The organism is Streptomyces sp. YIM 121038 (assembly GCF_006088715.1).
Classification (GTDB): Bacteria; Actinomycetota; Actinomycetes; order Streptomycetales; family Streptomycetaceae; genus Streptomyces.
Genome location: NZ_CP030771.1, coordinates 3,459,156 through 3,477,454 on the forward strand (window position 1 = coordinate 3,459,156; position 18,299 = coordinate 3,477,454).

Annotated in this window: 12 protein-coding genes; 4 read left to right on the forward strand and 8 right to left on the reverse strand. The window is 72.0% G+C overall.

Annotation, left to right across the window (positions count from 1 at the left end):
• Positions 1-94: 94 nt before the first annotated feature.
• Positions 95-4,282, forward strand: a complete 4,188-nt coding sequence (locus C9F11_RS14410; RefSeq protein ID WP_138966486.1) for a HAMP domain-containing protein — start codon at positions 95-97, stop codon at positions 4,280-4,282.
• A gap of 12 nt (positions 4,283-4,294) precedes the next feature.
• A complete protein-coding gene (locus C9F11_RS14415) occupies positions 4,295-4,879 on the forward strand; it encodes a response regulator (protein WP_138959677.1) in 585 nt (194 codons plus the stop codon).
• A gap of 37 nt (positions 4,880-4,916) precedes the next feature.
• Here C9F11_RS14415 and C9F11_RS14420 read toward each other — a convergent pair whose 3' ends face one another.
• Both C9F11_RS14420 and lepA read right to left on the reverse strand, forming a co-directional pair.
• Positions 4,917-6,806 (reverse strand): AMP-dependent synthetase/ligase, encoded by a 1,890-nt coding sequence (locus C9F11_RS14420; protein ID WP_138959678.1) that lies wholly within the window; start codon positions 6,804-6,806, stop codon positions 4,917-4,919.
• Between the two features lie 400 nt (positions 6,807-7,206).
• The gene (gene lepA / locus C9F11_RS14425; protein ID WP_138959679.1) at positions 7,207-9,069 is read right to left on the reverse strand and encodes a translation elongation factor 4; all 1,863 of its coding nucleotides are present in this window, start codon (positions 9,067-9,069) and stop codon (positions 7,207-7,209) included.
• A 201-nt stretch (positions 9,070-9,270) separates the two neighbouring features.
• Between lepA and rpsT the strand changes: the two genes are divergently transcribed.
• Positions 9,271-9,537, forward strand: coding sequence for a 30S ribosomal protein S20 (gene rpsT / locus C9F11_RS14430; RefSeq protein WP_138959680.1), 267 nt, complete (start codon positions 9,271-9,273; stop codon positions 9,535-9,537).
• Positions 9,538-10,007: 470 nt separating this feature from the next.
• Here the strand turns inward: rpsT and holA are convergent, their stop codons facing one another.
• Entirely contained in the window at positions 10,008-10,994 is a 987-nt protein-coding gene (holA, locus tag C9F11_RS14435) for a DNA polymerase III subunit delta (protein ID WP_138959681.1), read from the reverse strand.
• A 90-nt stretch (positions 10,995-11,084) separates the two neighbouring features.
• Between holA and C9F11_RS14440 the strand changes: the two genes are divergently transcribed.
• Positions 11,085-11,330 (forward strand): hypothetical protein, encoded by a 246-nt coding sequence (locus tag C9F11_RS14440; RefSeq protein ID WP_138959682.1) that lies wholly within the window; start codon positions 11,085-11,087, stop codon positions 11,328-11,330.
• A 3-nt stretch (positions 11,331-11,333) separates the two neighbouring features.
• Here C9F11_RS14440 and C9F11_RS14445 read toward each other — a convergent pair whose 3' ends face one another.
• From C9F11_RS14445 to C9F11_RS14465, 5 genes are all read right to left on the reverse strand, one after another.
• On the reverse strand, positions 11,334-12,236 hold the full coding sequence (locus C9F11_RS14445) for a YceI family protein (RefSeq protein ID WP_138959683.1): 903 nt from the start codon (positions 12,234-12,236) through the stop codon (positions 11,334-11,336).
• Positions 12,237-12,458: 222 nt separating this feature from the next.
• A complete protein-coding gene (locus tag C9F11_RS14450) occupies positions 12,459-15,152 on the reverse strand; it encodes a ComEC/Rec2 family competence protein (RefSeq protein WP_138959684.1) in 2,694 nt (897 codons plus the stop codon).
• On the reverse strand, positions 15,149-16,315 hold the full coding sequence (locus tag C9F11_RS14455; RefSeq protein ID WP_138959685.1) for a ComEA family DNA-binding protein: 1,167 nt from the start codon (positions 16,313-16,315) through the stop codon (positions 15,149-15,151). The genes C9F11_RS14450 and C9F11_RS14455 overlap by 4 nt, the downstream gene beginning before the upstream one ends.
• 119 nt (positions 16,316-16,434) lie before the next feature.
• Entirely contained in the window at positions 16,435-17,280 is an 846-nt protein-coding gene (locus C9F11_RS14460; protein ID WP_138959686.1) for a DegV family protein, read from the reverse strand.
• A gap of 145 nt (positions 17,281-17,425) precedes the next feature.
• Positions 17,426-18,208: a hypothetical protein gene (locus C9F11_RS14465; RefSeq protein ID WP_138959687.1), complete on the reverse strand. Its 783-nt coding sequence runs from the start codon at positions 18,206-18,208 to the stop codon at positions 17,426-17,428.
• Positions 18,209-18,299: the final 91 nt, after the last annotated feature.

Below are 18,299 nucleotides of genomic sequence, written 5' to 3' on the forward strand. Positions count from 1 at the left end.
GCCCCCGGGCGTGGAGACGCCGGCCGCCGTCGGCGCCCCGTCCTCGGGGATGTCCGAGGCCGAGACCGCGAGTCTGCGGGCCCTGCTCGCCGCCATGCGGGCCGCCCGCGACGGGAACTTCACCAAGGCGCCGCTGAGCGGCTCGGGCCTGACGGCCGAGCTGATCACCGTCTTCAACGAACTCGTGGACCGCTCCACGCACTTCGACGGCGAGCTCATCCGGGTGCGCAGGGAGATGGTGCGCCACGGGCGGCTCGACGAGCGGTTCACGGCCAGCCCGGGCCAGGGCAGCTGGGCCACCCGGATCATCGAGGCGAACTCCCTCCTGGAGTCCCTGGTCGCGCCCGCCACGAACGCCACCCGGGTCCTGAACGCGGTCGCGGGCGGCGACCTCACCCAGCGCGTCGACCTGCACGACGGCTCGCGCGAGCTGCGCGGCGACCTGCGCAGGCTCGGGCGCGCCGTCAACACGATGGTCGACCAGCTGTCCCTCTTCACGGGGGAAGTCACGCGCGTGGCCCGGGAGGTGGGCACCGAGGGCAGGCTCGGCGGGCGCGCCAAGGTCCGGGGCCTGTCGGGCAGCTGGCGCGATGTGACGGAGGCCGTGAACACGATGGCCTCGCGTCTGACCGCGCAGGTCCGCGACATCGCGCTTGTCACCACGGCCGTGGCGCAGGGCGACCTCACCCGCACGGTCACGGTCGAGGCCACCGGTGAACTCCTCGAACTGAAGCTCACCGTGAACACCATGGTGGAGCAGCTGTCGGCGTTCGCCGCCGAGGTCACGCGCGTGGCCCGGGAGGTCGGCACCGAGGGTCGGCTCGGCGGCCGCGCGCAGGCGCGCGGCGTCTCCGGCGTCTGGAAGGACCTCACCGACAACGTCAACTTCATGGCGTCGAACCTCACCTCACAGGTCCGCAACATCGCCCAGGTCACCACCGCCGTCGCCAACGGCGACCTGAGCCAGAAGATCACCGTGGACGCGCGCGGCGAGATCCTGGAGCTCAAGGACACCGTCAACACGATGGTCGACCAGCTCTCCGCCTTCGCCGACGAGGTCACCCGGGTCGCCCGCGAGGTCGGCACCGAGGGCAACCTCGGCGGCCGCGCCCACGTACGCGGCGTGTCGGGCGTCTGGAAGGACCTCACCGACAACGTCAACTTCATGGCGGACAACCTCACCTCGCAGGTCCGCAACATCGCCCTGGTGTCGACCGCCGTCGCCCAGGGCGATCTGTCGAAGAAGATCACCGTCGAGGCCAAGGGCGAGATCCTGGAGCTGAAGTCGACGATCAACACGATGGTCGACCAGCTCTCCGCCTTCGCCGACGAGGTCACCCGCGTGGCCCGCGAGGTCGGCACCGAGGGCAACCTCGGCGGTCAGGCGCAGGTGCGCGGCGTCAGCGGCGTCTGGGAGGAACTGACCGACAACGTCAACTTCATGGCGTCGAACCTCACCTCACAGGTCCGCAACATCGCCCAGGTCACCACGGCCGTCGCCAACGGCGACCTGTCCAAGATGATCACGGTGACGGCACGCGGCGAGATCCTGGAGCTGAAGGACACCGTCAACACGATGGTGGAGCAGCTGCGCGCCTTCGCCGCCGAGGTGACACGCGTCGCCCGCGAGGTCGGCACCGACGGCCGCCTCGGCGGCCGCGCCCAGGTCCTCGGCGTCTCCGGCGTCTGGAAGGACCTCACCGACAACGTCAACTACATGGCGGACAACCTGACGGGCCAGGTGCGCAACATCGCCCAGGTCGCGACCGCCGTCGCCCAGGGCGACCTGTCGAAGAAGATCGACGTGGACGCGCGCGGCGAGATCCTGGAGCTGAAGACCACCATCAACACGATGGTGGACACCCTGTCGTCCTTCTCGTCCGAGGTGACACGCGTCGCCCGCGAGGTCGGCTCCGAGGGCCAGCTCGGCGGCCAGGCCCGCGTCGAGGGCGTGTACGGCACCTGGAAGCGCCTGACCACGAACGTGAACGAGCTGGCGCTCAACCTGACCACGCAGGTCCGCGCCATCGCCGAGGTCGCGTCCGCCGTGGCGCAGGGCGACATGTCCCGCTCCATCACCGTCGAGCCCAGGGGCGAGGTCGCCGAGCTGAAGGACAACATCAATCTGATGGTGTCCAACCTCCGCGAGACCACCCGCGCCAAGGACTGGCTGGAGTCCAACCTCGCCCGCCTCGCGGGCCTGATGCAGGGCCACCGCGACCTGATGGAGGTCGCCGACCTGATCCTGCGCGAGCTGACCCCGCTGGTGAACGCCCAGTACGGCGCGTTCTTCCTGGCCAACCCGGACGCCGACGGCACCGCCCCGCTCCAGGCCTCGCCCGCGAAGGGCCTCGCCTTCATCGCCGGGTACGGCTCGGCCCAGGACACCGGCACGGAAGAGCAGGGCTTCCTCGTCGACACCACGGGCATGCCCGCGCACGGCCTGGTGCGCCAGGCGGCCCTGGAGAAGAAGCGCATCCTCCTCGACGAGGTGCCGCCCGACTACATCAAGATCCATTCGGGTCTCGGTGACGCCTCGCCCGCGAGTGTCGTGATCATCCCGATCCTCTTCGAGGACAAGCTGCTCGGTGTGATCGAGCTGGCCACGTTCTCCCGCTTCTCCGACGTCCACCTGGCGTTCTTCGACCAGTTCGTGAACACCATCGGCGTCGCGATCAACACGATCATCGCCAACTCCCGTACGGAGTCCCTGCTCAGCGAGTCCCAGCGGCTCGCGACCCAGCTCCAGGAGCGCTCCGACGAGCTCCAGCGCCAGCAGGCGGAGCTGCGCCGTTCGAACGCCGAGCTGGAGGAGAAGGCGGCGCTGCTCGCCACCTCGTCGCAGTACAAGTCGGAGTTCCTCGCGAACATGTCGCACGAGCTGCGCACCCCGCTGAACTCGCTGCTCATCCTCGCCCGGCTGCTCTCCGACAACCCCGACGGCCATCTGTCCGACCAGGAGGTGCAGTTCGCCACCACCATCCACCGCTCGGGCTCGGACCTGCTCCAGCTGATCAACGACATCCTCGACCTGTCGAAGATCGAGGCGGGCCGCATGGACGTACGCCCGAAGAAGCTGCCGCTGATCAAGGTCCTGGACTATGTGCACGCCACGTTCCGCCCGCTCACGCTGGACCGCGGCCTCGCCTTCGACGTCACGGTCGGCCACGACGTGCCGCGCGAGATGTTCTCCGACGAGCAGCGCCTCCAGCAGATCCTGCGCAACCTGCTGTCGAACGCGGTCAAGTTCACCGCGAACGGCCGCGTCGAGCTGAGCGTGCAGCACGTCAAGCAGTCCCCCGACCCGCTGCTCAGCGACCGCGGCGACCTGATCAGCTTCACCGTCAAGGACACCGGCATCGGCATCCCGCCCGAGCAACTCCCGGTGATCTTCGAGGCGTTCCAGCAGGTCGACGGCACCACCAACCGCAAGTACGGCGGCACCGGACTCGGCCTGTCCATCAGCCGCGAGATCGCGGGCCTGCTCGGCGGCCGCATCACCGCCGAGTCCCGCCCCGGCGAGGGCTCCACCTTCACGCTGTACGTGCCCGTGGTGCACCCCGGCCACGGCGCGGCGGCGGTGGCGTACGCGTCCTCGCGCACGGTGCCCGCGCCCGAGCCCCGGGAGCAGATGGTCCTGTCGGCGCACACCGTGCCCGAGGCCGACGACAACTGGCCCGCGCCGACCAAGCTGGAGGCCTGGAAGGAGGGCATCGCGGGCCGGGTCCTGCCGGGCCGCCGGGTGCTCATCGTCGACGACGACATCCGCAACGTCTTCGCGCTCACCCACGTCCTCAGCCGCGTCGGCCTGGTGGTCCTCTACGCGGAGAACGGCCGCGAGGGCATCGAGACCCTGGAGCGCAACCCCGACACCGACCTGATCCTGATGGACATCATGATGCCGGAGATGGACGGCTACGAGACCATCGCCGCCATCCGCCGCTCCCCGCGGTGGACGGGTCTGCCCATCGTGGCCCTGACCGCCAAGGCCATGCCCGGCGACCGCGAGAAGGCCATCTCGCAGGGCGCCACCGACTACGTCCCGAAGCCGGTGGACGTGGATCAGCTGCTCACCGTCGTCTGTGCCCTCCTGGACCCCGAGGGCGAACCGGCGGAGCCCAAGGCGCCCGCGTCCCCGGAGACCGTCAGGTCCCCGGAGACCGCCGAGCCCCCACCGGCGAGCGAGCGCCGGGAAGCCGTCGAGGCGGCACCCGCAGAAACCGCCGATACGGAACCGCGCGGCACTCAAGGGAAGACCGCGATTCCGCCGACGACCGAGTGAGGCACTGTCACCATGAGCACTGAGGCCACCACAGCGGACCACGCGAGCATCCTCCTCGTCGACGACATGGAGGACAATCTCGTGGCCCTGGAGGCCGTCCTGGGGTCCCTGAACGAACCGCTGGTACGCGCCCGTTCAGGAGAGGAGGCGATGAAGGCCCTGCTGCGGCAGCGGTTCGCCGTGGTCCTCCTCGACGTACGGATGCCGGGCATGGACGGGTTCGAGACCGCGTCCAACATCAAGCGCCTCGACCAGACGAAGGACGTGCCGATCATCTTCCTGACGGGCACCGACAACGACGCGGGCTACGCCTTCCGCGGCTACGCGACGGGCGCGGCGGACTACCTCACCAAGCCCTTCGACCCGTGGGTGCTGCGCGCGAAGGTCACCGTGTTCCTGGAGCTGCACCGCAAGAACCAGCAGCTGGAGCACATGCTGGCGCGCGAGCAGGAGCACTTCGACGAGCTGTCGCTGCGCCTCGCGGCGGTCGAGCGGCAGCTGGCGGACCGGGGCTTCGACGACATCGCGGACGTCCGCCGCCAGATCGCGCGCATGGAGGAGATCCTGCGGGAGATGCGGCGCAGACGGAGCGCGTGAGCGCCCCGCCGCACCCCACCGCGCCGCGGGCGCGGACTCAGGCCTCGCGTGCGCCCGCGTACATCTCCTCGATCAGGTCCTTGTACTCCCGCTCCACGACCGGGCGCTTGAGCTTCAGGCTCGGCGTCAGCTCGCCGTGCTCGACGTCGAGGTCGCGCGGGAGCAGCTTGAACTTCTTGAGGGTCTGCCAGCGCTGGAGGCCCTCGTTGAGCTGCTGTACGTACCCCTCGACGAGGGCGACGGTGGCGGGGGCCGCGACGACCTCGGCGTAGCTCTTGCCCGCGAGGCCGTTCTCCCCGGCCCAGCCCATGATGGCGGCCTCGTCCAGGGCGATGAGGGCGGAGCAGAAGTTCCGGTCGGCGCCGAGCACCAGGATGTTGGAGACGTACGGACACACGCCCTTGAACTGGCCCTCGACCTCCGTGGGCGCGACGTACTTGCCGCCGGAGGTCTTGAACAGGTCCTTCTTGCGGTCGGTGATCCGCAGATAGCCGTCGGGGGACAGCTCCCCGATGTCGCCGGTGTGGAACCAGCCGTCGGACTCCAGGACCTCGGCGGTCTTCTCGGGCAGCTTGTGGTAGCCCTCCATGATGCCGGGGCCGCGCAGCAGGATCTCGCCGTCGTCCGCGATCCGCACCTCGGTGCCGGGCAGCGGCTTGCCGACGGTCCCGGTGCGGTAGGCCTCACCGGGGTTGACGAAGGAGGCCGCGGAGGACTCGGTGAGCCCGTAGCCCTCCAGGACGTGGATCCCGGCGCCCGCGAAGAAGTAGCCGATCTCCGGGGCGAGCGCCACCGAGCCGGACACCGCGGCCCGCAGCCGCCCGCCGAAGGCCTCGCGCAGCTTGGCGTACACCAGCTTGTCGGCGACCTTGTGCTTGGCGCCGAGGGCGAAGGGCACCGAGGCCACACCGGTCCTGCGGAAGTTGTCCTGGCTGGTCTTCGCGTACTCGCGGGCGATCTCCGCCGACCACTGGAAGATCTTGTACTTGGCGTTGCCGCCGGCCCGGGCCTTGGCCACGACGCCGTTGTAGACCTTCTCGAAGATGCGCGGCACGGCCGCCATGTAGGTCGGCTGGACCACCGGCAGATTCTCGATGATCTTGTCCACGCGGCCGTCGACGGCGGTGACGTGCCCGAGCTCGATCTGCCCGCTGGTGAGCACCTTGCCGAAGACGTGCGCGAGCGGCAGCCACAGGTACTGCACGTCCTCGGCCGAGAGCAGACCGGTCGCCGCGATGGCCTTCGCCATGTACGACCAGTTGTCGTGCGGCAGGCGCACGCCCTTGGGGCGGCCCGTGGTGCCCGAGGTGTAGATGATCGTCGCGAGGTGGTCGGCCCTGATGGCCTCGATGCGCTGCCTGACCGCGTCCGGGTTCTTCTCCAGGTGGGCGGCGCCGCGCGCCTCCAGCTCCGCGAGGGTGAGCACCCACCCCTCGGGGTCGTCGTCGGCGGGCTCGACGCCCGCCGGGTCGAAGACGACGACGTGCTTCAGGTCGGGCAGGTTCGCCCGCTGCGCCCGCGCCTTGACCAGCTGCTCCGCGTTGTCGGCGATCAGGACCCGGCTGCCGGAGTCGGCGAGGATGAACGCGGACTCCTCGGCGTTGGTCTGCGGGTAGACCGTCGTCGTGGCGGCACCCGCGCACATGATGCCCAGGTCGGCGAGGATCCACTCGATGCGGGTGGCCGAGGCGAGGGCGACCCGGTCCTCGGGCGCGAGGCCCAGATCGATGAGGCCCGCCGCCACGGCGTCGACGCGCTCGGCGGCCTGCGCCCAGCTCAGCGACTTCCAGTCGTCCGGGCCCTCGCCGGAGGCCGCGGGGACGGGGTAGCGGTAGGCCTCGGCCTCCGGCGTCGCCGCGACGCGCTCCAGCAGGAGGTGCGCCACCGAGGGCGGTCGGTTCTCGATCAAGGTCTGTGTGTCGCTCACGACATCCTCCGGGCCCGCGACGGTGCGTCCTACTGGCTGGCTGCGTGTGGCTACTGGCTGGCTGCGTGGGGCTGCTGCGCTCCGCTGCCACTCCAGGCGCGTTGTTTAACTTGCGAGTAACCTCCGAGCAGTGATCAGGGTAGAGGCCGGACGCCCGCCACGTAAGGGGCTGCTGCCTGTCACTTTCTACAGAACGGGGCGGTAGCTTCACCGCCGCCGGACGACGCGCCGGCCGCCGCACGGCGCTCACCGCCAGCCGGGAGCGGCACTCACCGCCAGCTGAGCGCGGCGCTCACCGCCAGCCCGGCGCGGCGCTCGCCGACAGACGGAAAGCGCTCGTCCGGGCGACGGACGAGCGCTTTCCACGCGGCGGGGAACCCGGCGGCGGCCGGGCGGACGGCTACTTCTTCTTGGGGCCCTCGTCACTGGAGAGCACCGCGATGAAGGCCTCCTGCGGAACCTCCACGGAGCCGACCATCTTCATCCGCTTCTTGCCTTCCTTCTGCTTCTCGAGCAGCTTCCGCTTACGCGAGATGTCACCGCCGTAGCACTTGGCGAGGACGTCCTTGCGGATGGCACGGATGGTCTCGCGGGCGATGACCCGCGAACCGATGGCGGCCTGCACCGGCACCTCGAACGCCTGCCGCGGGATCAGCTCGCGCAGCTTGGCCACGAGCCGCACGCCGTACGCGTACGCCGCGTCCTTGTGCGTGATCGCCGAGAACGCGTCGACCTTGTCGCCGTGCAGCAGGATGTCGACCTTGACGAGCTGCGCGGACTGCTCGCCCGTGGGCTCGTAGTCCAGCGAGGCGTAGCCGCGGGTCTTCGACTTCAGCTGGTCGAAGAAGTCGAAGACGATCTCCGCGAGGGGCAGGGTGTAGCGGATCTCGACGCGGTCCTCGGAGAGGTAGTCCATGCCGAGCAGGACGCCGCGCCGGTTCTGGCACAGCTCCATGATCGAGCCGATGAACTCCGACGGCGCGAGGATGGTCGCCCGCACCACCGGCTCGAAGACCTGGTCGATCTTCCCCTCGGGGAACTCACTCGGATTGGTGACGACGTGCTCGGCGCCGTCCTCCATGATCACGCGGTAGACCACGTTCGGCGCGGTGGCGATCAGGTCGAGCCCGAACTCCCGCTCAAGACGCTCCCGGATCACGTCCAGGTGCAGCAGGCCGAGGAAGCCCACGCGGAAGCCGAAGCCGAGCGCCGCCGACGTCTCCGGCTCGTACACCAGCGCGGCGTCGTTGAGCTGGAGCTTGTCGAGCGCGTCGCGCAGCTCCGGGTAGTCCGAGCCGTCCAGCGGATACAGGCCCGAGAAGACCATCGGCTTGGGGTCCTTGTACCCGCCGAGGGCCTCGGTGGCGCCCTTGTGCAGGGAGGTGATCGTGTCACCGACCTTGGACTGGCGCACGTCCTTCACGCCGGTGATGAGGTAGCCCACCTCACCCACGCCGAGGCCGTCGGCGGCGAGCATCTCGGGCGAGTTCGTCCCGATCTCCAGGAGCTCGTGCGTCGCGCCCGTCGACATCATCCGGATCCGCTCACGCTTGTTGAGCTGGCCGTCGACGACACGGACGTACGTCACGACGCCCCGGTACGAGTCGTACACCGAGTCGAAGATCATCGCGCGGGCGGGCGCGTCCGCGACGCCGACGGGCGCCGGGACCTCGGCCACGACCCGGTCGAGCAGCGCCTCGACGCCGAGCCCGGTCTTCGCGGAGACCTTGAGGACGTCCTCCGGGTCGCAGCCGATGAGGTTCGCGAGCTCCTCGGAGAACTTCTCGGGCTGGGCGGCCGGGAGGTCGATCTTGTTGAGCACCGGGACGATCTTGAGGTCGTTCTCCATCGCCAGGTACAGGTTGGCGAGGGTCTGCGCCTCGATGCCCTGGGCGGCGTCGACGAGCAGGACCGTCCCCTCACATGCGGCGAGCGACCGCGAGACCTCGTACGTGAAGTCCACGTGTCCCGGGGTGTCGATCATGTTGAGGATGTGCGTCCTGCCCTGGTCCGGGCCCTCGGTGGGGGCCCAGGGCAGACGCACCGCCTGGGACTTGATCGTGATGCCGCGCTCACGCTCGATGTCCATGCGGTCGAGGTACTGGGCGCGCATCTGGCGCTGCTCGACCACACCGGTCAGCTGGAGCATGCGGTCGGCGAGCGTGGACTTGCCGTGGTCGATGTGCGCGATGATGCAGAAATTGCGGATCAGAGCCGGGTCGGTACGGCTCGGTTCGGGCACATTCTTAGGGGTCGCGGGCACGCAGGGTCCTGTCTCTTGAGGCGCCTTATGCCTCGGGTCGGATCGATACGTAGCCTCCATGGTCCCACGGGTGGGCCGTGCCCATCGGTTTGGGCCGCCCCGAAGGGGGCTGGTACCGTGGTCAGCTGTGTCTCGTAGCCCTCTCAGCGCGAGGCGCATGTCAGAGAAACCAGCGGTACCTGAACCTGAAAAGGCTCTTTCGTGGCGAACATCAAGTCCCAGATCAAGCGGAACAAGACCAACGAGAAGGCGCGCCTGCGCAACAAGTCGGTCAAGTCCGCCCTCAAGACGTCGATCCGCAAGACCCGTGAGGCCATCGCCTCGGGCGACGTCGAGAAGGCCACCGTCGCCCTGCGCGACGCCCACCGCAAGCTGGACAAGGCCGTCTCCAAGGGCGTCATCCACAAGAACCAGGCCGCCAACAAGAAGTCGGCGCTTGCTTCGAAGGTCGCGTCCCTCCAGGGCTGAGTCCTTCTGGACCACACCTGATGTACCTGATGTAACCGTCGGCCGGACCCAGAGCGGGCCCTCTCTCATCCGCTCCCGACCGACACCTCGAGCTCGCACGCGGCCTGCGTTCGCCACGCGGGTGCGAGCTCAACACATTGCGTAACCAAAGGCCCCACATCCGCTCCTCCCCCGGGGCGGGGGTGGGGCTTTTTGGTGTTTGGGGTTGCTCCCGGGTTCTGGGGTTCCCGGGTTCCGGGGTTCTGGGGTTCTGGGTTTTGCTGTTCCGTACGGTGTTCTGGCGGGGCTGGGGCTGGGGAGCCGGTGCACGGGACCCCGGGGCCAGGTCAAACCTGGTAGGGGCCGGTGCGAGGCCTCGGGGACGGGTCCGCCCGGGGAGGGGCCGGTACGCGGGGCCCGGGGCTGGGGCAGGCTCGGGAAGGGGCGGGGCAAGCCGGACCGGGCCGGGGGCGGTGTGGCCTCGGGGTGGGTCAGGTGCGGCGGGGGCGGGCTGCGCGGGCTACGGCGACGACCGCCTTCTCCAGGGCGTACTCGGGATCGTCCCCGCCGCCCTTCACCCCGGCATCGGCCTCCGCGACAGCGGCAAGCGCCACCGCCACCCCGTCGGGAGACCACCCCCGCATCTGCTGCCGCACCCGGTCGATCTTCCAGGGCGGCATCCCCAGCTCCCGCGCCAGGTCGGCGGGCCGCCCGCCCCGGGCGGAGGACAGCTTCCCGATGGCCCGCACGCCCTGCGCGAGCGCGCTCGTGATCAGCACGGGCGCGACCCCGGTGGCGAGCGACCACCGCAGCGCCTCCAGCGCCTCGGCGGCCCGCCCCTCCACGGCCCGGTCGGCCACGGTGAAGCTGGAGGCCTCGGCCCGCCCGGTGTAGTACCGCCCGACGACCGCCTCGTCGATGGTCCCCTCGACGTCCGCGACCAGCTGCGCCGCGGCGGAGGCGAGCTCCCGCAGATCACTGCCGATCGCGTCCACCAGGGTCTGGCAGGCCTCTGGCGTCGCCGACCGCCCGAGCGCCCGGAACTCTCCCCGCACGAACGCGAGCCGGTCCGCGGGCTTGGTCATCTTGGGGCAGGCGACCTCCCGCGCCCCGGCCTTGCGGGCCGCGTCGAGCAACCCCTTGCCCTTGGCGCCGCCCGCGTGCAGGAGCACGAGGGTGATCTCCTCCACGGGCGCGCCGAAGTACCCCTTCACGTCCTTGATCGTGTCCGCCGACAGGTCCTGCGCACTGCGCACGACCACGACCTTGCGCTCGGCGAACAGCGACGGGCTGGTCAGCTCCGCGAGCGTCCCCGGCGCCAGCTGGTCGGGGGTGAGGTCCCGCACGTCGGTGTCGGCGTCCGCGGCGCGGGCCGCGGCGACGACCTCCTGCACGGCACGGTCGAGCAGCAGGTCCTCCTGCCCCACGGCTACCGTGACGGGGGCGAGCGGGTCGTCTTGTGCGTTCTTCCTGGCCATCGCCGTCAAGCATCCCACGCGCCACCGACAGCCGGAGGCGCCGCCGGAACCCCGTCCGGGCCCCGGCCGCCCGTGGGCGAGAATGGCCAGGTGACCGACGTACGACATGTCCTGGTGCTGCCCGACCGCGACGCGGCGGAAGAAGTCGCCGAAGAGCTCCCCGACCGCTTCGGCGTGGCCGAGGAGCCCCAGCTCGTACGCGACGCGCTGGCGGGCGAGGACGACGCCGAGGACGCCCAGTGGCTGGTCGTCGTCGAGGACCCCGAGCGGCGCCTCGACCCGACGGCGCTCGACGGCCTCGCCGCGGAGTACGAGGGCTGGCTGGAAGCCCCCTGAGGCCTACGCCGCGGCCGCCGCGGCGACGCTCTTCGGCACGACCTGGATGTCCAGCTCGATGGTGATGCTGGCGCCGACCGCGGCGATGCCCCGGGCGAGCATGGTCTGCCAGGTGATCGTGAAGTCGTCGCGGTGCAGCTCGGTCGTCGCGCGACAGGCCGCCCGGGTCTCGCCCTGGATGCCCTGGCCGACGCCCAGGTACTCGGCGTCGAGCGTCACCGTCCGCGTCACGCCGTGCAGCGAGAGCGCGCCGGTGATCGCCCAGCGGTTGCCGCCCTTGTGCACGAAGCGGTCGCTGTAGAACTCCATCGTCGGGTACCGCTCCACGTCCAGGAAGTCACCGGACCGCAGATGGTCGTCGCGCATCTTGACGGCCGTGTCGATGGACGCGGCGTCGATCACCACGTGCATCGCGGACTCCTCCATCCGCTCGGCGAGACGGATCGCCCCCGCGAACGTGTTGAACCGCCCGTGGATGCGCGCCAGCCCGATGTGCCGGGCCGTGAACCCGATGGTGGAGTGCATCGGGTCGATGTCCCAGTCCCCCGAGTCCGGGAGCGTCGGCAGCTGCGCCACCTGGAGCGTCACGTCGCCCATCGACGCGTGCGCACCCTCGGTGACCGTGACGTTCGCCCGGTACGGCGTGAACCCTTCCGCCGACACCGCGAGCCGGTACTCCCCCGCGGGAACCGCCGCCACGAACGACCCGAACGGGTCCGTCCCACCACTGACGACCTTGCGCCCCATGGTGTCGGTGACGGACAGCTCCGCGTGCTGCACCGACTCGTTCACGGGGTCGAGCACCCGGCAGCTGAGCACCCCGGCACCTGGTGGGACCGCCACCGCCGACAGCGGGCCGGACCGCCCTCCTCGGCTCCAACGGTTTCCCAGCCAACGGCCGAACACTGCGACGCACCCCCGCGGGCCTTGACAACACTTATAACGAAGATGCATTCGATCACCGTTGCGGCTTTCGATGCAAACGCGCCCACTTCAGCAAGAACATTGCAGAAACGGAAGAACTGCTCCGACTGTCCGGCTGACCCGAATTGATCTCTCCCCTCGCCACCGCCTTGCCGCCCACTCGGCGCCCCCTCGCCACCGCCCAGCCACCCACTCGGCACCGCCTCAGGACCGGCGCGTGACCACCCCCAGCTCCGCCTCCCCTCCCCCGCCCGCGACCCCGGCGGCCCCTCCGCCGCTCTCCCCGGACCCGCCACCGGCCCGCCCTCCGACCACCGCGATGGCGCCGTCCACGTCGGTCCGCACCACCATCGCCCCCATCCCGCGCAGCGCGGCCACCGTGCGGGGCGAGGGGTGTCCGTAGGAGTTGTCCGCCCCACAGGAGATCAACGCCAGACGCGGCCCGGCCCGCCGCAGGAGCCCCGGATCCTGATACGCCGACCCGTGGTGAGCGACCTTGAGAACGTCCACACGCGGCAGCGCCGCCCCCTCCGGCGTGCGCAACAGGGCTCGCTGCGCGGGCGGTTCGAGGTCGCCGAGCAGGAGCAGGGTGAGGCCCCGGGTGCGCACCAGGATCGTGACGCTGGCGTCATTCGCCCCCTCCGGGTCCGGCGCCGGGCGCGGCGCGGGCCAGAGCACCCGCCAGTCGAGCTCCCCCGCACGCCGGCGCTCCCCGGCCTCGGCCCGCGTCACCGGCACCCCGCGCGCGGCCGCCTGCGCCCGCACGAACGCCACCTGCCCCGGCGGCTCCCCGAACCCCGTCGTCTGGATCGCCCCCACCGAACGCCCCCTCAGCACCCCCGGCAGCCCCGCCACATGGTCCGCGTGGAAGTGCGTGAGCAGCACCAAGGGCACTCGCGTGATGCCGAGCGACCGCAGACAGCGATCCACGAGCATCGGGTCGGGCCCCGCGTCGACGACCACCCCGGCACCGGGCCCCGCCGCGAGGACGGTCGCGTCCCCCTGCCCCACATCGCACATCACCAGGCGCCACCGGGGCGGCGGCCAACCCGCGATGACCCGGGTGAGCGGCGGCGGCTGGACGACCACGGCGAGCAGCAACAGCGCGCAGGCCGCGCACACCCACGGGTGCCGCACGAGCCGCCTGCCGACCAGGACGAGCACCACCGTGACGGCGGCCAGCAACAGCGCGCCACGCCAACTGCCCGGCCAGTCCACCCCGTTCCCGGGCAGCGCCGCCCCCGTCCGCGCGATGCCCGCGATCCACTCGGTCGGCCAACTGGCCCCCCATGCCAGGACCTTGGCCACCGGCATCGCCACCGGCGCCACCGCGAGCGCGGCGAACCCGAGCACCGTGGCGGGCGCCACCGCGAACTCCGCAAGGAGATTGCACGGCACCGCCACCAAGCTCACCCGCGCCGCGAGGACCGCCACCACCGGCGCGCACACCGCCTGCGCCGCAGCCGCGGCCGCCAGCGCCTCGGCGAGCCGCCCCGGCACCCCGTGCCGCCGAAGCCCGGCGCTCCACCTCGGCGCGAGCGTCAGCAACGCCCCCGTGGCGAGCACGGACAGCAGGAAGCCATAGCTCCGCGACAGCCACGGGTCGTAGAGGACGAGCACCAGGACCACGGCGGCGAGCGCCGGGATCAGCGATCTGCGCCGCCCCGTGGCGAGGGCAAGCAGCACCACCAGGCCGCACGCCGCCGCCCGCACCACGCTCGGCTCAGGCCTGCACACCAGCACGAAGCCGAGCGTCAGCACACCCCCGAGCAGCGCCGTCACCCGCAGCGGAATGCCCAACCGTGGCGCCAGACCGCGCCGTTCAGCCCGGTGGGCCGTTCCCGGCGGGCCGATGAGCAGCGCGAGGACGATCGTGAGGTTGGCCCCGCTCACGGCCAACAAGTGCGTCAGGTCGGTCGCCCGGAACGCCTGCTCCAGCTCCGGAGGAACCCGGGAGGTGTCCCCGATCACCAGCCCCGGCAGCAGCGCCCGAGCGTCGGCGGGCAGCCCGTCCGTCGCCTCCCGCAGCCCCCCGCGCAGCTCTCCCGCGAACCGCTGCGCCCGCGAGGGCTCCCCGATCACCCGTGGCCCCCGGTCCCCCTGCACGCGCAGCACTGCCGCGATGCCTCCGCTGTCCGGCAGCGGCGGCACGAGGTCCGCCCGCACCCGCAGCCGCGTGGACGGCAGCAGTCCGAGCCACGGGGAGTCCCACCGCTTCCCGGCTCCGCGCGCCTCCCGCGCTCCCTGCGGACCTTCGGTGCCGGTGTCGCGCCCCGCCTCCTTCTCCTCCTGCCGCACGATGACCAGCACCGGTGTCCGCGTCGCGGTCGTCGTCCCGTCCGTCTCCGTGACCCGCACGGCGTCTGCGTTCAGCATCACGGCCGGTGGCATCGGCCGGTCGCCCGTGACCCGGGGTCTGGTGCGGCGCGGGTCCGACGTCACCTCCAGCTCCGCCGTCACCGTGGCGTACTCCCGGGCGAGCCCGGGGACCGGGCCTCGGTACAGATCCGCCCCGTGCAGCCCCGCCGATGCCGCGGCCGCCCCGGCGCACAACAGGACGGCCGCCACACTGACCCGCCCCCAGGCTCCGCCCCGCCACCGGCCCGGGCGGCGGTGTCTCCCGGCCGACGGGCGCCCGCACGCCGTCCACGTCACCAGCAGGGCCCCGGCGACCACCACACAGACCACCACCGCGCCCACCACCAGGCGGGGCGGGGCGTCCAGCGCAAGGGCCGCGGCCGCCCAGGCCGCCAGGGCGGGCGGCACGAGACGCAGGTCCGCCGGGCCTTCCTGGCGGGGGTGGGCCGAGCCGAGGCGGTGGGCCCCAGCGGCACGGGCGGCCGCGCGCCCCGCCCTCCCCTGCCCCTCGGCCACCGGCCGGACACCCGGCCGCCTCATGGCCGCACGAGATTCCGCAGGTCGGCGAAGCGTCGATCGCCGATGCCATTGACCTCGCGGAGCTCGTCCACCGAGCGGAAGCCGCCGTGCTCCGTGCGGTAGTCGATGATGTGCTGCGCGAGGACCGGGCCGACGCCCGGCAGGGTGTCCAGTTGCTCAGCCGTGGCGGTGTTCAGCGCGACGGGGCCCGTGGGCGCTCCGGAGACACCGGGCGGTCCGGCCACCGCTCCCCCTGCGGGCACCCCGAGGGCCGGGGGCGCGGGCCCGCCCACGACCAGTTGCTCCCCGTCCACGAGCAGTCGGGCGCGGTTGAGGGCGTCGGTCTTCGTGCCGGGGCGCACCCCGCCCGCGGCCCGCAGCGCGTCGGCGACACGGGAGCCGGCGGGCAGGCGGAGGACACCGGGGCTGCGGACCTTGCCGCTGACGTCCACAACGAGCCCGCCGCTCGCCACGCCCGTGGCCCCGGCACCGCCGCCCTGTCCCGCACCGGCCCCCTGGGCGCCCTCAGCCTCTTCGGCCCCCGGAGGCGGCCCCGCGTCCGGCAGCGCTCCCGGTGACGGGGACGGACCTCCCTCCGGACCGGGCGCCGCCGCCTCACCCACCACGTCCGGCGCCCGCACCGGCTGCGCCCGGCCGCTCCAGAAGTGCTGGGCCGCGAACACCGCCGCCACGACGAGGACCACCCCGAGCGCGAGCACGCTCCGCCGCTCCAGGCCGCATCTGCGCTGCATCCAGACCGGAAGCCGCTCCCGCACGGCGAGCCCGACCCGCGCCCGCCACGAAGGGGCCGCCCGCGGGGGCCGGTCGTACGCGTCCTCCGCCTCCGGCACCGCCCCCGCGTGCTCCTGCTCGACCGAGGTCGGCGTCAGCGAGGGCGCACCACGCTCCGCCGCACCAGCTCCCGCCCGGCGAAGCCCCGCCGGACCGGGCCCGGCCCCACCGACCCCGCCAGCCCCACCACCCCTGACAGCCCCGGCAGCCCCGGCAGCTCCGGCAGCTCCAGCGAAGAGCGTCTCCGCCCGCAGCCGCATCGCCTCCGCCGCGGCCCTCCTGCGCCGGGCCCGCCGTCGGGCGTGCCGATGTGTCTCTCGGGCGGGAGAGGCCGGGCTCGGCTCTCCGCTCGCCGCGCCTGCCGCTGTCCGTGAAGGTGATCGAAGTTCCATGCCAACGACGCTAGACAGCCCGCGGAAAGCGCGTTGATCTTGGTCAATTCCCGGGGACTACCGGAGAGTTGTGGATAACTCAGTCACCCACACGAGTTCCGGCCGTCACTCACGTCACCTCACCGAGGCGACACCACAGCCCCCAGCAGGCCCGGTCCCGTGTGCGCCCCGATCACCGCGCCCACCTCGCTGACGTGCAGCTCCGCCAGGGACGGCACGCGCTCCCTGAGCCGCTCCGCGAGCGCTTCGGCGCGCTCGGGCGCCGCCAGGTGATGGACCGCGATGTCGACCTCGTGCGCACCGGCCCGCTCGACCGCGATCTCCTCGAGACGGGCGATCGCCTTCGACGCGGTGCGCACCTTCTCCAGGAGCTCGATGCGCCCGCCGTCCAGTTCGAGGAGCGGCTTCACGGCGAGCGCGGAGCCAAGGAGCGCCTGTGCCGCGCCGATCCGCCCGCCGCGGCGGAGGTAGTCGAGGGTGTCCACGTAGAAGTACGCGGACGTGCTCGCGGCCCGCTTCTCGGCGGCGGACACCGCCTCGTCCACGGAGCCGCCCGACTCGGCGGCCTCGGCGGCCGCGAGGGCGCAGAAGCCGAGGGCCATCGCGACCATGCCGGTGTCGACGACGCGCACCGGCACCGGCGCCTCGCGCGCCGCGAGGACGGCCGCGTCGTACGTCCCGGAGAACTCCGCCGACAGATGCAGCGAGACGATGCCCGTGGCGCCCGCCTCGGCGACCTCGCGGTAGGTGCGCGCGAAGACCTCGGGGCTCGGCCGGGACGTGGTCACGGGCCGGCGCTTCTGCAGGGCGAGCGCGAGGGAACGGGCCGAGATCTCGGTGCCCTCTTCGAGCGCCTGGTTGCCGAGCACCACGGTCAGCGGCACCGCGGTGATGCCGTGCCGCTCCATCGTCCGTTGCGGCAGGTAGGCCGTTGAATCGGTGACGATCGCGACATGGCGGGACATGAGCTGGAGATTACCCGCAGGAACCCTGACGCGGCAGTCCGACCCCGTCACCCGGGCGACGGCCCCCATGACGGGCCGCGCGGAGCCGGGCGGACCCCTGGCGGAGCGATGCCTCGCGGCGGTGCCGACGGCGGATCGCCCGGGCTCAGGTGGTGCTCTCCGGCTTGGTCTGCTTCTCCCAGGAGTACGTCGGCCGCGGGCTCGGCGGTGTGATCGCGGGTCTCGTCGGCTCCTGGGCGGTGCGGTCGGAACGCTCCGTGGGGGCCGTCGCGGCGGGCCGGGGCGACGGCTCCGCCGGTGCCGGGTCGGGCCACGGCGGCGTGGACGCGGCGGACGGCGGGGCCGAGGGGGTGGAGGACGCGGTGGGCTGGGTGTCGGAGGGCTCCGTCGTCCAGTGCCGCAGGGCGCCCGCCTCCATGTCGATCTGGGTGCGCAGCAGGTCCAGGTCGTCGTCCGCGAACTTGTGGGCGCGGTCGCGGGCCGCCCAGCGCAGGGAGTCCGCCGCCTTCGTGATCTGCTGCGTGCGCTCCTTCAGGGAGGGCAGGCGCTGGCTCAGGGTGATCCGGTCCGGCTCGCTCTCCAGGCGCTTCAGCTCGTCGTCCAGCTCGTGGCCGTGGACGCTCAGGCGCTCGAAGAGTGCGAGGGACTCGTGCAGCGAGGGGTCCTCGGCTACGCCCGCGTGCAGCGCGTCCTGGGTGGCCCGCATCGACGTGCGCAAGGTGAGCCGGAGCTGGGCCAGCTCGCCGACGGCGCCGGGCTGCGCGAACGTCTTCGCGCGCAGCGTGGTGTCCTCGACCGTCCGGCGGGCCTGGGAGAGGGTGCGGTCCACACCGCGCTTGGCGGCGCCCACGGCTTTGACCACCGCATACGCCCCGACTGCCAGGAACAGCACGAAGAGCAGCGCGACCACTGCGATCACGGCTTCCACGATGCTTCTCCTTCGGCCGGGCGGGGCGGTCGGTGAGGTCGTCGGCGGACGGGCCCGTCTGCCTCTCCACGGTAAACGCAGCAGGCCGGTC